The following is a 13,569-nucleotide window of genomic DNA, read 5'->3' on the forward strand; positions in this document are numbered from 1 at the left end:
CGCCGAGGGCCCCGCTTGCGGGAGACGGCTATTCCTCTTGGGAAGCCGACAGCCTTCCGTCATGACAGGGATCACGCAAAGGCGGGGCCGGCCCTTCTGGGATGGTGAGCCTGAAGCGCCAAAACAAAAAATGTAATGCGGCGCAGCCGCTCAATCAGATCACTGCGCCACGGGATCATACATCGCGCTCCAAAGCCGGATACCGCATCCCCAGGGTCACCCCGCGCGCCACAAACGAAATCAGCATCGCCAACCACAACCCGTGATTGCCCAGCGTCGGCACCAACACCAAAGCCGCCACCACATACACAACAAAGGACACCACCATCATGTTGCGCATATCCGCAGACCGTGTGGCCCCGATGAAAATCCCGTCCAGCATAAACGGCGGCAGCCCGACCAGCGGCACCAGCACCATATAAGGCAGATAGTCCCGCGCCGCCTCCTGCACCTCAGGCGCCTTGACCATCAGATCAATGATCGCGCCACCGCCAAAGGCGAAGACCAGCACCAGCACGCCACTGACCACCAGCCCCCAGAACGACGTCAGCAGCGCCCCGCGCCGCAGAACCGCGCGCTGCCGCGCGCCCACGGCCTTGCCCACCAACGCCTCCGCCGAAAAGGCAAAACCGTCCAGCCCATGTGCCGTGATCATCAGAAACTGCAACAGCACCTGATTGGCCGCCAGGGTCACATCCCCCAGCCCCGATCCCATGAACAGGAACGACACAAAGATCGCCTCCAACAACAAGGACCGGATCAGAATATCCCGGTTCAGCCGGAACATCCGCAGCCAACGCAGGCCGTCAAACACCCGGCTCCAGACCCGCCACGCCACGCCCCCGAACACCGCGCGGCAAAACCACAGCCCCAGCAGCAGCCCCGACCACTCCGCAATGAACGTGGCAATCGCCACGCCGCCCACGCCCCAGCCAAGGCCCAGCACAAACCAGATATCCAGCACCATGTTCAGCCCGTTCATCCAGACCTGCAACACCAGCACCGCGCGGGTGCGCTCCTGCGCGATCAGCCAGCCGGTGATGGCATAGAGCGATATGGCCGCAGGTGCCGACCAGATGCGGATCGACATGTATTGCTGCGCCAAAGCCTCCACCTCGGCAGAGGCAGGCGCCACCGCGAACGCCGCCCAGAATATGGGCATCTGCAACGCGACCACCAGCACGCCGCCAATCCCCCCGATCAGCAGCCCGCGGGTCAACAAGGCCGCGACTTCGTCGCTGTCCCCTTCCCCCGCCGCCTGCGCGGTCAGCCCGACGGTGCCCATGCGCAAGAAGCCGAACATCCAGTAGACCGCGGAGACAATGATCGCGCCAATACCCACAGCCCCGATAGGGGCCGCAAGCCCCATCTGGCCCACAACGCCCGTGTCCACCGCCCCCAGGATCGGTACCGTGGCGTTGGAGACAACAATCGGCAACGCGATGTTCAGAACCCGGCGGTGGGTGACAACCTCCCGCGCGTGATCGACCTCTGCGGCTGTCGGTTTCATGCTACTTGTCGCGGGTGGGCATCAGGAAATGACCCGTTGCCTGCGCATAAAGCCGCGCCCGGTTGTCCTGCCAGCCTTCCACATGCACCGAGGCATACCGCCGGCCAGAGCGGTTGATCCGCGCCCGCGCATAGGCATCGCGTGGCAGGCCGGAGCGGAGGTAATCAACGGTGAAGTCAATCGTCTTGGGCAAACGCGGCAGCATTTCCGGGTCGGTGTCCGCCCCGTCCAACGCGCCGCTTTCCATGTCTTCCCAGATGATCCGCCAGTTCAGCGTCATGATCGCCGTCACCTCAAGAAAGGCCGCCGTGGCACCGCCATGCAGCGCGGGCAGCAGCGGATTGCCAATGAGCTCTTCCTTATAGGGCAGCACAGCGGTCAGCTCATCGCCCCGCCGCTCAAACTGGATGCCCAGGAACTGGATGTACGGCACCCCATCCACCATCGCGCGCAACACCGCGTCACGGCGCTGCTTGATGACCTGCACAGGCTCCACAGGGCGGCGCGCGCTCATGCCTTGCCCTCCACCGTGAAAGTGCCCGTGGCCATGGCAACCGGATTGTCCTCATCTGCGTCCATCGCTGTGGCCCGCACAAAGGCGACCGAGCGGGTCACGTGATAACAACTCGCCTTGGCGATAATCGTCTGGCCGGGGGTGGCGGCGCGCAGATACTCGATCCGCAGATCAATCGTGGCGGTGCTGCCCGTGTTCTTGGGGTGGGTCATCACCGCCGCACCGCAACAGGTATCCATCAGCGCCGACACCGCGCCGCCATGTACCACCCCAGTGCGCGGATCACCCACCAGATGATCGGCATAGGGCATGGACAGCGATACCTCCCCGTCGCGCATGGTCTCAACATGCATGCCCAAAGCGCGGGCATGGGGAAGCGCATCAATGAAACGGTGCGCCGCAGTGTTCTTGTCAGCCATAAAACGAGATCCTCAGGTTTGCCCCTTTATTGAGGGGCCACCGACAAAGGGCAAGCCGCCCATTGCTCTTCGTGAATGATCGACTTACCCTTCTATCCCACGTGGAAGGGAGGACCGCATGGCCGACAGCACACTCAACTTCAAAGAAATGTGCGCGGCATTCGACGTTACCCCGCGCACGCTGCGGTATTACGAATACATCGAACTCCTTCACCCTGACCGCGATGGCCGGGCGCGCCACTATGGCCCCCGTGAACAGGCCCGCATGAAGCTGATTCTGCGCGGCCGCAAGTTTGGCTTTGCGCTCGAAGACATCCGCCAGTGGCTGTTGATGTATGAAAAAGAGGGCACAGAACCCCAGATGCGCGTCTGGGTCGAAATGGCAGACCGGCAGTTGAAAGAGCTCGCCGACCAGCGCAAGCAGTTGGATGAAGCCATGGAAGAACTCAAACATCTGCGCGATGAAACGGCCGCCGCGCTTGATTGAACGCATTTTGGGCAATGGAAGACCCATTCAATAGCGTTGTGTTCACTCACCCAAGCCGGACCTGACAGGTAGTCCCAAACGCCTTCTTTGCATGAAGAACCGCACCATCCACAGGCCCTGATTCCCGACAAACGACAGAGATCACCAAACCTGACCCCGACACGGGCTGGCGCATTTTCGCTGTTTTTTGCCGCTTTTTTCGCCTACCCGTTGAATGCACCCCAAACTGATGCAAAATCACCGTGTTTCCCCCCGACTTGCAAGAAATCCCGGCGTTTCTACGGTTTACCTTAATTCACCTTGCGTAAACCTAAAAAGTGACGTGACGTCCCTGTTACGTCAATCAGATACCCTGTTGTATGAAACCGGAAAAGGAACCAAGTCCAGTGCAATTCAAAACGCAACAAATATCCAGATGATGGGATTTGCTATGATGAGCACTGACACCATGACGATCCGCCAGATGTGCGATGCATTTGACGTGACCCCGCGCACCCTTCGTTTCTACGAAGCCAAAGAACTGCTGTTCCCGATCCGTGAAGGACAAAAGCGCCTGTTCACAAAACGCGATCGCGCACGGCTCAAACTCATCCTGCGCGGCAAGCGCTTCGGCTTCAGCCTTGAGGAAATTCGCCAATTGCTGAACCTCTACAAGAAAGGTCAGGAGCAGAGCACCCAGATCTCCCGCGCCTATGAGATTGCCTGCGAACGCCTTGCAATGCTCGAAGCACAGCGCGTTGAGCTGACAAGCGCGATCGATGATCTCAAAGACCAGCTCAAATGGGGTGAAAAGATGATGGCCTCGCTCGGCCAGACCCGCGCAGCCGCAGAATAACGACAAGACACAGCGATACGACGACACATACGATCTTAGGGAGACAACCAGAAATGCCATCCTACACCGCCCCCACCAAAGACATGCAGTTTGTCCTGCATGACGTCCTCAACATCAGCCAGTCAGACATTCCCGGCTACAGCGATCTGGAGCCTGATTTCACCTCCGCGGTGCTGGAGGAAGCAGGCAAGCTGACCTCAGAAGTCATCGCCCCTCTGAACGTGGTGGGCGACAAGGAAGGCTGCCGTCTGGAAAATGGTGTGGTCTATACCCCCAAGGGTTTCAAGGAAGCCTTCGAGCAGGTGAAAGAAGGCGGATGGACCGGGCTGGATATGCCTGAGGAATACGGCGGGCAGAACATGCCTGTGGTCATTGGCTCTGCTGTCGGTGAATTCTTCTCCGGTGCGAACCAGGCGTTCACAATGTATCAGGGCCTGACCCACGGTGCGGCCTCTGCCATCCTTGCACACGGCACGGAAAGCCAGAAGGACACCTATCTGCCCAAGATGGTTTCCTGCGACTGGACCGGCACCATGAACCTGACGGAGCCACACTGCGGCACTGATCTGGGCCTGATGCGCACCAAGGCGGCCCCGCAGGCGGACGGCTCCTACAAGATCACCGGGCAGAAGATCTTCATCTCCGCTGGTGAACATGACATGTCGGACAACATCATTCATCTGGTGCTCGCCAAGATCGAAGGCGGCCCCGAAGGCATCGCCGGCGTGTCGCTGTTTATCGTGCCCAAGTTCATGGTCAACGATGACGGCTCTCTGGGTGAGCGTAACGGCGTCTCCGTCGGCTCCATCGAGGAGAAGATGGGCATCCACGGCAACTCCACCTGCGTGATGAACTACGACGAGGCCACCGGCTTCCTGCTGGGGACCGAACACAAAGGCATGCGCGCCATGTTCACCATGATGAACGAAGCGCGTCTGGGTGTGGGCATGCAAGGCCTGTCACAGGCCGAAGTCGCCTACCAAAACGCACTGGAATACTGCAAGGACCGCCTTCAGGGCCGTGCCGTAACCGGTGTCGAAGCCCCCGACAAACCTGCCGATCCGCTGATCGTGCACCCCGACGTGCGCCGCTCCCTGATGGATCAGAAGTCTTTTGCCGAAGGCGCCCGCGCGTTCATCCTCTGGGGTGCCACGCTGATCGACGCGGCCCACCGCAAGGGGGACAAGGACGCCGACGGTCTGGTGTCGCTGATGACCCCCGTCATCAAAGGCTTCCTGACCGATCAGGGCTACGACATGACCGTCAAGGCCCAGCAGCTTTATGGCGGTCACGGCTATATCGAGGAATGGGGCATGTCCCAGTTCACCCGCGATGCGCGGATTGCGATGATCTACGAAGGGGCAAACGGCGTTCAGGCGCTCGACCTGGTGGGCCGCAAGCTTGCGCTGGATGGCGGCAAACACGTGATGGCTTTCTTTGACATCGTGAAGAACTTCGCCAAGGAGAACGCCGGTCAGGACGCGGAATTCGACAAGGATTTCATTGAGCCGCTGAAAGCCGCTTCCAAGGACCTGCAAGCCGCAGGCATGTACTTCATGCAGAACGGCATGAAGAACCCCAACCACGCGCTGTCAGGCTCCAACGACTTCATGCACATGTTCGGCCATGTTTGCCTGGGTCTGATGTGGGCCAAGATGGGTCTGGCGTCCAAAAAGGCGCTTGCCGAAGGCACCGGTGATCCGGCGTTCTATGAAACCAAGCTGCACACCGGCCGCTACTACATGGCGCGCCAACTGCCAGCGACCGCTCTGCACCTGTCGCGCATCCAGTCGGGTGCAGACACGGTGATGGCGCTGGATGTTGCGAACTTCTGATCTTGCAGGGGGCGGGTGCAAACCTGCCCCCTTTCCCCTTTCGCGGAGAGACCTCTTGCCCAAACGCTTTCGCCTGACCCGCCGCGTCAACATCGCGATGACCGAGGACGGTTATCGCCGTTTAAAGAAATTCAGCGCCGACGCAGGGCTGGACGAAGGAGAGGCGCTGTCGTTTCTGTTTGAGAACTTCAACTCCGTGATGAACGAAGAGAACCTGATCGCGCGATTGCGGTTGTTTAACTCTGAACTTGAAGACAGAAAAAGATGATGCACGCAGTCTTCTCCCTGCCATCCAAGTCAAAGGACTGACCCCATGAAAGACGCACACCAAACCCACTCCACCTGGATGACAGAAGAGCACCGCATGATCGCGGACATGACAGCTTCTTTCATCAACAATGAATGGGCGCCCAAGTTCGAGAAATGGCGCAAGCAAGGCATGATGGACCGCGAGACGTGGAATGAAGCGGGCGAATTGGGCCTGCTCTGCCCCTCCGTGCCAGAAGAATACGGCGGTGCGGGCGGTGATTTCGGTCACGAAGCGGCGATCCTGATCGAAGGCTCCCGCGCGAACCTTGCAAGCTGGGGCCACGGCATCCATTCCGGTATCGTCGCGCACTACGTCCTCGCCTACGGCACCGAAGAGCAGAAAAAACGCTGGCTTCCCAAGATGATCACCGGTGAACTGGTCGGCGCACTGGCGATGTCCGAACCCTCCACCGGGTCAGACGTGCAGCGGATCAAGACCAAGGCCATCCGCGAAGGCAACGCCTACCGCCTGTCGGGGCAGAAAACCTTCATCACCAACGGCCAGCATGCCAACCTGATCATTGTCGCGGCAAAAACAGACCCCACCGAAGGGGCCAAGGGCGTCTCGCTGGTCATCGTCGAAACCGACGGGGCCGAAGGCTTCCAGCGCGGGCGCAACCTCGAAAAGATCGGCCTGCACGCGGGTGATACGTCTGAGCTCTTTTTCGACAACGTCGAAATCCCGCCCGAAAACATCCTCGGTCAGGAAGAAGGCAGAGGCTTCTACCAGATGATGGAGCAACTGCCACAGGAGCGCCTGATCATCGGCTGCGGTGCGGTCGGTGCCATGGAAGGCGCGGTCGCGCGCACCATCGCCTACTGCAAGGAACGCGAAGCCTTCGGCGGCCCGCTCACCCAATTCCAGAACACCCGTTTCCAACTGGCTGAATGCAAAACAAAAACCGCCGTCGCGCGCGCCTTCCTGGATGAATGCATCGCCGACCACCTGCGCGGTGAACTGACAGTCGAAAAAGCGGCCATGCAGAAATACTGGTTGACCGACACCCAGGGCGAAGTCCTCGACGTCTGCCTGCAAATGCACGGCGGTTACGGCTTCATGCAGGAATATGCCGTGGGGGAAATGTGGACGGACGCCCGCGTTCAGCGCATCTACGGTGGCACGAATGAAATCATGAAGGAACTGATCGGACGCACCCTCTGACCGGGGTGCGCAGGGCACGGCAGGAATATGAGTTTAAGAGCCAAATGAAGACCGGACCCCGCGCCCTTCCCCCGATGTGGCGCGCACCGCCATCGGCTTCATTTGGCCCATAAACTCACGGCGGGCTTGCCCGCCAGCAACGCAAACAACGGGAGAAACCCATGACCATCAAACTCCATTGCTTCGGCGAATCCGGCAACGCCTACAAAGCGGCGCTGGCATTGGAACTGTCCGGCCTCGATTGGGAGGCGGTAAAGGTCGACTTCTTCGGCGGGGAGACCCGCACGCCGGAATACCGCGCAGAGGTCAACGCGATGGGCGAAGCGCCTGTGATGATCGACGGCGACCTGCGTTTGACGCAATCGGGCGTCATTCAGGACTACGTGGCCGAGAAGTCTGGCCGCTTTGGCGGCAAGAACGCCGAGGAGCGCAGGGAGATTCTGCGCTGGGTGCTGTGGGACAATCACAAGCTCTCCTCCATGGCCGGTGTCACGCGCTTTTTGATGAACTTCCTGCCCGCAGACAAACGCCCCGCGGAAGTCATTGGTTTCAACCAGGGCCGCCTCAAGGCCGCCTATGCGGTGCTGAACGACCACCTTGAAGGCCGCGACTGGATCGTGGGTGACGGCATCACAAACGCTGACCTGTCATGCTGTGGATACCTCTACTACCCCGAACCCTTCGGCTTTGACCGTACCGACTGGCCAAACATCGACGCATGGCTCACCCGCCTGTCCGAAACACCGGGCTGGAAAGCCCCCTATGACCTGATGCCCGGCTCCCCTGCGGACCGCGCCTGACCCATAAAAACACCGGAGTATCCCCATGACCGAAGCCTATATCTACGACGCCCTGCGCACCCCGCGCGGCAAGGGCCGCAAGGACGGCTCCTTGCACGAAGTCACCGCCCTGCGCCTGTCGGCACAGACACTCAATGCCGTCAAGGAACGCAACAACCTCGAAGGCCACGCCGTCGAAGACGTGATCTGGGGCAATGTCACCCAGGTGATGGAGCAAGGCGGCTGCCTTGCCCGCTCCGCCGTGCTGGCGTCCGATCTGGATGAACGCATTCCCGGCCTCGCCATCAACCGCTTCTGCGCCTCCGGCATGGAAGCCGTGAACCTTGCCGCCAACCAGGTCAAAGGCGGCGCGGGTGATGCCTATATCGCAGGCGGTGTGGAAATGATGGGCCGCGTGGCCATGGGCAGCGACGGGGCAGCGATTGCTGTCGATCCGTCCATCGCAATGGAGCAATACTTCGTCCCGCAAGGCATCTCCGCCGACATCATCGCCACCGAGTATGGCTTCACACGGGATGAGGCCGACCGCCTCGCCGTGCAATCCCAGCAGCGCGCCGCGAAAGCCTGGGAAGAGGGTCGGTTCAACGGTTCCGTCATTACCGTGCGTGACCAGAACGGCCTCGAAATCCTGTCTCACGACGAGTACATGCGCCCCCAGACCGACATGCAGAGCCTCGGCGCCCTGAACCCCGCCTTCCAGGCGATGGGGGAAGTCATGCCCGGCTTCGACAAGATCGCGCTGATGAAATACCCGCACCTTGAGAAGATCAACCACATCCACCATGCCGGGAACTCCTCGGGTATCGTGGATGGTGCGGCGGCTGTTCTGATCGGCAATAAGGAATTCGGCGAAAAACACGGCCTCAAACCCCGCGCCCGCATCCGCGCCACCGCGAAAATCGGCACCGATCCGACCATCATGCTGACAGGCCCCGTGCCCGTGACCGAAAAGATCCTCGCGGACAACGGCATGACCATCGACGACATTGATCTGTTCGAGGTCAACGAGGCCTTCGCCTCGGTCGTCATGCGCTTCATGCAGGCCTTCGAAGTGGATGAAGCAAAGGTCAACGTCAACGGCGGCTCCATCGCGATGGGTCACCCGCTGGGCGCGACCGGTGCCATCATCATCGGAACCTTGCTGGATGAACTGGAGCGCGCGGACAAGGAAGTGGGCCTCGCGACACTGTGCATCGCCTCCGGCATGGGTGCCGCCACGATCATCGAGCGGGTGTAACAGGAGCCGGCGGCGTGAGAGCTGACAAAGACCACACAGACGAGCAGGCACTGGCGATCTATCAGGAGCATCTTGATAGCATGACCCAGGCCTTGCTCAGTGGGGATTTTGAACCCTTTGCCGCCCGCCTCGCCTTTCCGCATCAGGTCGTCACATCCAGTGATACCTTCAACATTGCGACCCGAGAACACTCCCGGAAACTCTTTGATGATTTACATGCCAGCCTCAAGGCCGAAGGGATCACTGACGTGATCCGCCTTGCACAAGAGGCCGTTTTCGTGACCCCGGATGAGATTGTCGGCACGCATGTCAGCCACAAAATGCGCCATGGCGAACGGATCATGGCCCCCTATCACAACCGCATGCGCTTCGTGCGGACACAAGAAGGCAATTGGGTCGAAACCCATTCCTCGAACGCGATCATAAACAAAGCGGGCAAGTTCTGCATTGTCACCGAAACACCCGACAATATGCCAGCACCAGAGCTGCACATACATTCGGAAAGGAAACCGAAATGACCGACTTCACCATGACCACCGACGCCGACGGCATCGCCACAATCACGTGGGATGTTGCTGGCAAATCCATGAACGTCATGTCCTTTGAGGGCCTGACCGAACTGAACGACTGCATCGACAGTGCGCTGGCCGATGACGCCATCAAAGCCATCATCATCACCTCCGGCAAGGAAGGCTCTTTCGCCGGTGGCATGGACCTGAACCTGCTGGCCAAGATGAAAGCCGACGCGGGCGATGATCCGGCCAAGGGCCTCTTTGAAGGTACGATGCAAATGCACCACATGCTGCGCAAGATCGAACGCGCGGGCATGGACCCCAAGACACTGAAGGGCGGCAAGCCTATCGCCGCCGTCCTGCCCGGCACCGCCGCAGGCATCGGTCTGGAATTGCCACTGGCCACGCACCGCATCTTTGCCGCCAACAACCCCAAGGCGCGCATCGGCCTGCCGGAAATCCTCGTTGGTATTTTCCCCGGTGCCGGCGGCACGACACGTCTTGCACGTAAACTGGGCGCGATGGCCGCCTCTCCGCTGCTGCTGGAAGGCAAGCTGCTGGCCCCTGAAGCCGCCGTCAAAGCGGGCATCATCGACGAAGTCTCCGACGATCCAATGGCCGCCGCCCGCGACTGGGTGCTGAACGCCAAGGACGCGGACCTCGTGAAACCATGGGACGCCAAGGGCTACAAAATGCCCGGCGGCGCGCCGTATCATCCCGCGGGCTTCATGACCTTCGTGGGGGCCTCCGCCATGGTCAACGGCAAGACCAAAGGCGTCTACCCTGCCGCCAAAGCCCTGCTGTCAGCCGTCTACGAAGGCGCGCTTGTGCCTTTCGATACTGCCCTCAAAGTCGAAGCGCGCTGGTTCACCTCCGTGCTGATGAACCCCTCCTCTTCTGCGATGATCCGGTCCTTGTTCATCAACAAGGAAGCCCTGGAAAAGGGCGCTGTGCGCCCCGAGGGCATCGCTGATCAAAGCGTCAAGAAGCTGGGCGTGCTGGGTGCCGGTATGATGGGCGCGGGCATCGCGCTTGTGTCCGCGCAGGCAGGCATGGAAGTGGTGCTGATCGACCGCGATCAGGAAGCGGCTGACAAGGGCAAGGCCTATGCCGCCAGCTACTTCGACAAAGGCATCGCGCGCCGCAAATCCACCGAGGAGAAGAAGGAAAAGGCGCTGGGTCTGATCAACGCCACGCCCGATCTGGATGCCCTCAAAGGCTGTGACCTGATCATCGAAGCGGTGTTCGAAGACCCCGAAGTCAAAGCCGACATGACCAAAAAGGTCGAGGCGATCATCCCCGAAGACTGCATCTTCGCCTCCAACACCTCCACCCTGCCGATCTCCGATCTGGCCAAGGCGTCGGTGCGGGCCGAGCAGTTCATCGGCATCCACTTCTTCTCCCCCGTGGAGCGGATGGCGCTGGTGGAAATCATCCGCGGCAAGGAAACCGGGGATCGTGCGACGGCCAAGGCGCTAGATTACGTCCGCCAGATCCGCAAGACGCCCATCGTGGTCAACGACGCGCGCTTCTTCTACGCCAACCGCTGCATCATCCCTTACGTCAACGAAGGCGCGCGGATGATCACCGAAGGGGTCGCACCGTGGTTCGTGGACAATGCGGCTTCAATGCTGGGCTTCCCTGTGGGGCCAATCCAGCTGACCGATGAAACCTCCATCGATCTGGGTGCAAAAATCGCACGTGCCACCAAGAAGGCGATGGGCAACGCCTATCCGGCCTCCGGTGCCGACGATCTGATCTTCTGGATGGAAGACCTCGGCCGCATGGGGCGCAAGGCCAACGCAGGCTTCTTCGACTACGACGAGAAGGGCAAGCGCACCGAGTATTGGAAAGGCATGCAGGACAAATACCCGCTGTCCGATCCGCAGCCAGAGTTGCAGGAAGTGCAGGACCGCCTGGTGTTCGTGCAGGTCCTCGAAGCGGTGCGTGCACTGGAGGAAGGCGTTCTAATGGACATCCGCGAAGGCGACGTGGGCGCGATCCTCGGCTGGGGCTTTGCCCCTTGGTCCGGTGGCCCGCTCAGCTGGCTCGACATCATCGGCACGCCTTACGCCGCTGAACGTTGTGACCAGCTTGAAGCGAAATTCGGCGAGCGGTTCAAATGCCCCGACCTGCTGCGCGAAATGGCTGCCAAGAACCAGACGTTCTATGGCCGCTTTGGAGGGGAAGCTCAGGCCGCTGCCTGATCCCCGTCCAACCGAAACGACCAGAAGGGCGCTCCCACCGGGGCGCCTTTTTTCATGCCTCCGCACGAAAATCCCGAACCCCACACCAAAAAGGGCGCGCCAGAAGCGCGCCCCTTTGGGATCAGAACGCCACCCCCTCCAAAGGGTGACATCCTCTCGGTCATTCAGACGTGCGCGGCGGCTGCAAACATCTGGTCCTCCATGACCAGCGCCTGCGCCAGATAGGCCGCATCCTCCGCGCCCATCACATCATAGGACGGAACCACCCCATTCATCATCGCATCCAGCGGCGTTGACCGGGTCGGGCAATGGATCAACGCACCGCCTTCGGCATAGATCACTTCCTCAGCCGCGAAATACACCGCGATCAACTCAATCTGTTGGGCAGGTGCGGTCCGGGTAATACCGCGAACACCGGCCAGTGAGCGCGCCGGCAAAACGGCGAAGGGATCACCATGACGGTCAGCAGCGGCGTCGCTCTCAATCAACACCCCCTGATCGGCGAGCAGCGTCAGCTCTTCGCGGTTGCCCATGGCACCGGCAGGCACTGTAACAGGCCAGATGGCGCGGTCTGTCTCAGGGGCATCGAGGAAAAACACCTTGCGGCGGATCTCGACGATCTCCTGCATGCCGTTGTCAAAGGTCAGGACCTGATCGCCAACGGCCAATGCTTCTATGGCGCGCCAGCCCAGATTGGAGGCAACCCGTGTGCCCGCCATCAGACCATGTGTCTGCAACCCAAGACCACCATCATAGGCACCGGTCATTTCAACCGTGCGGCGGTTCATTTCAGTCGCTTTGTTCTTCCATCCAAACATATCAACCATCCCCATGGTGATGCGCCCTGGCAGGGACGCTGTTGCATTTCCTGATGACCAATTGCTGTGATTCCCGTGACCAAGCCTTGGTCGAACTGCGGCGCAATTCGGGCATTGTTGCCGATACAGCGAAGAATTCTGCGGGAACTACAAGGATTAGACATGAATGCAGGGCAAAATCGCCCGCACAGACAGCCAGAGCGGCTCATTTACGGCCAAAGGGTTAAATCCTGCCGTTGCCGCAGAATCACCCCGGACGGGGCGCTTCAGTCAAAGGCATACCCAAACCGCGCAATATCCTCAGCGCAGCAGCGCGCCACCACATCCCGCAGCGCAGGTGTATAGTACGCGCCGTAGCCCTCTTCCCGCGCGGAACGGTTCACCACAGGCAAGGTCAGCTCAAACCCCAAATGGTCAAACAACGGGGCCGCATCGCTGGAAAAATGCTCCAGCCGGATACACAACCCGCCCGCATCACGCCCCTGCCCGTCCTGCAAATACCTTGCCGCTGGCCAGTCGCGCAGGCTCGCCTGCAAGGCCGCATCTGTCAGAAAGCCGTCAAAGGGCAGGCGCTTGGCCAGCGTCACAGCCGGGTGGCCAAAATCCTGTTCCTTGAGCCAATGATAATAGCTCACCACCCGGTCCCATGGATTGCGCACCATCGTGAAGGTGAAAAGCCCCGCCAGCACCACATCGGGCACCAGACCTTCAATATCGGCGCGCGTGCTGTGCTTCCACAACCGCCCGCGCGTCTGCGCCTCCCGCACCCGGCCACGGCGTTTCAGCGCCTTGGGCGTATCTCCCAGCATGATGTCGTCCTTCATCGCGCGGGCTTCCAGCGCCAGTGCCAGCGATGTCCCGCCCGTCTTCGGAATGTGAATGAACAGATAACGCCGCCCGGTGCTCAGCATCATGGCGCGCGCC

General features: G+C 60.5%; 14 protein-coding genes. 9 read left to right on the top strand and 5 right to left on the bottom strand.

Annotated elements, in window-relative coordinates; genetic code table 11:
• Nucleotides 1-175: 175 nt before the first annotated feature.
• Genes Q1A91_RS00580 through Q1A91_RS00590 form a run of 3 tightly spaced genes read right to left on the bottom strand, consistent with a single transcriptional unit; the run spans nt 176 to nt 2,443 of the window.
• A complete protein-coding gene (locus tag Q1A91_RS00580) occupies nt 176-1,510 on the bottom strand; it encodes an MATE family efflux transporter (protein WP_299871299.1) in 1,335 nt (444 codons plus the stop codon).
• A gap of 1 nt (nt 1,511) precedes the next feature.
• Nucleotides 1,512-2,024: a PaaI family thioesterase gene (locus Q1A91_RS00585; protein ID WP_299871301.1), complete on the bottom strand. Its 513-nt coding sequence runs from the start codon at nt 2,022-2,024 to the stop codon at nt 1,512-1,514.
• On the bottom strand, nt 2,021-2,443 hold the full coding sequence (locus Q1A91_RS00590) for a PaaI family thioesterase (RefSeq protein ID WP_299871304.1): 423 nt from the start codon (nt 2,441-2,443) through the stop codon (nt 2,021-2,023). Before Q1A91_RS00590 ends, Q1A91_RS00585 begins: the two co-directional genes overlap by 4 nt.
• Before the next feature lie 118 nt (nt 2,444-2,561).
• Between Q1A91_RS00590 and Q1A91_RS00595 the strand changes: the two genes are divergently transcribed.
• From Q1A91_RS00595 to Q1A91_RS00635, 9 genes are all read left to right on the top strand, one after another.
• Nucleotides 2,562-2,930, top strand: coding sequence for a MerR family DNA-binding transcriptional regulator (locus Q1A91_RS00595; protein ID WP_299871307.1), 369 nt, complete (start codon nt 2,562-2,564; stop codon nt 2,928-2,930).
• 433 nt (nt 2,931-3,363) lie between these two features.
• Nucleotides 3,364-3,765 (top strand): MerR family DNA-binding transcriptional regulator, encoded by a 402-nt coding sequence (locus Q1A91_RS00600; RefSeq protein WP_299873628.1) that lies wholly within the window; start codon nt 3,364-3,366, stop codon nt 3,763-3,765.
• Between the two features lie 53 nt (nt 3,766-3,818).
• Nucleotides 3,819-5,600, top strand: coding sequence for an acyl-CoA dehydrogenase C-terminal domain-containing protein (locus tag Q1A91_RS00605; protein ID WP_299871310.1), 1,782 nt, complete (start codon nt 3,819-3,821; stop codon nt 5,598-5,600).
• Between the two features lie 55 nt (nt 5,601-5,655).
• Complete coding sequence (locus Q1A91_RS00610; protein ID WP_299871313.1) at nt 5,656-5,868, top strand: hypothetical protein; 213 nt, start codon at nt 5,656-5,658, stop codon at nt 5,866-5,868.
• Nucleotides 5,869-5,913: 45 nt separating this feature from the next.
• Nucleotides 5,914-7,071 carry an acyl-CoA dehydrogenase family protein gene (locus tag Q1A91_RS00615; RefSeq protein ID WP_299871316.1) on the top strand — a complete coding sequence of 386 codons (1,158 nt, stop codon included), beginning with the start codon at nt 5,914-5,916 and terminating at the stop codon, nt 7,069-7,071.
• Nucleotides 7,072-7,232: 161 nt separating this feature from the next.
• The gene (locus Q1A91_RS00620; protein ID WP_299871319.1) at nt 7,233-7,871 is read left to right on the top strand and encodes a glutathione S-transferase family protein; all 639 of its coding nucleotides are present in this window, start codon (nt 7,233-7,235) and stop codon (nt 7,869-7,871) included.
• 25 nt (nt 7,872-7,896) lie between these two features.
• Nucleotides 7,897-9,108: an acetyl-CoA C-acetyltransferase gene (locus Q1A91_RS00625; RefSeq protein WP_299871322.1), complete on the top strand. Its 1,212-nt coding sequence runs from the start codon at nt 7,897-7,899 to the stop codon at nt 9,106-9,108.
• A gap of 14 nt (nt 9,109-9,122) precedes the next feature.
• Nucleotides 9,123-9,626, top strand: coding sequence for a hypothetical protein (locus Q1A91_RS00630; protein ID WP_299871325.1), 504 nt, complete (start codon nt 9,123-9,125; stop codon nt 9,624-9,626).
• On the top strand, nt 9,623-11,827 hold the full coding sequence (locus Q1A91_RS00635; RefSeq protein WP_299871328.1) for a 3-hydroxyacyl-CoA dehydrogenase NAD-binding domain-containing protein: 2,205 nt from the start codon (nt 9,623-9,625) through the stop codon (nt 11,825-11,827). The genes Q1A91_RS00630 and Q1A91_RS00635 overlap by 4 nt, the downstream gene beginning before the upstream one ends.
• A gap of 164 nt (nt 11,828-11,991) precedes the next feature.
• Here the strand turns inward: Q1A91_RS00635 and Q1A91_RS00640 are convergent, their stop codons facing one another.
• Both Q1A91_RS00640 and Q1A91_RS00645 read right to left on the bottom strand, forming a co-directional pair.
• Nucleotides 11,992-12,615: a Hint domain-containing protein gene (locus Q1A91_RS00640; RefSeq protein ID WP_299871331.1), complete on the bottom strand. Its 624-nt coding sequence runs from the start codon at nt 12,613-12,615 to the stop codon at nt 11,992-11,994.
• Between the two features lie 296 nt (nt 12,616-12,911).
• A complete protein-coding gene (locus Q1A91_RS00645) occupies nt 12,912-13,559 on the bottom strand; it encodes a sulfotransferase family 2 domain-containing protein (protein ID WP_299871334.1) in 648 nt (215 codons plus the stop codon).
• Nucleotides 13,560-13,569 lie beyond the last annotated feature (10 nt).

The organism is uncultured Sulfitobacter sp. (assembly GCF_947500075.1).
Taxonomy (GTDB): Bacteria; Pseudomonadota; Alphaproteobacteria; order Rhodobacterales; family Rhodobacteraceae; genus Sulfitobacter.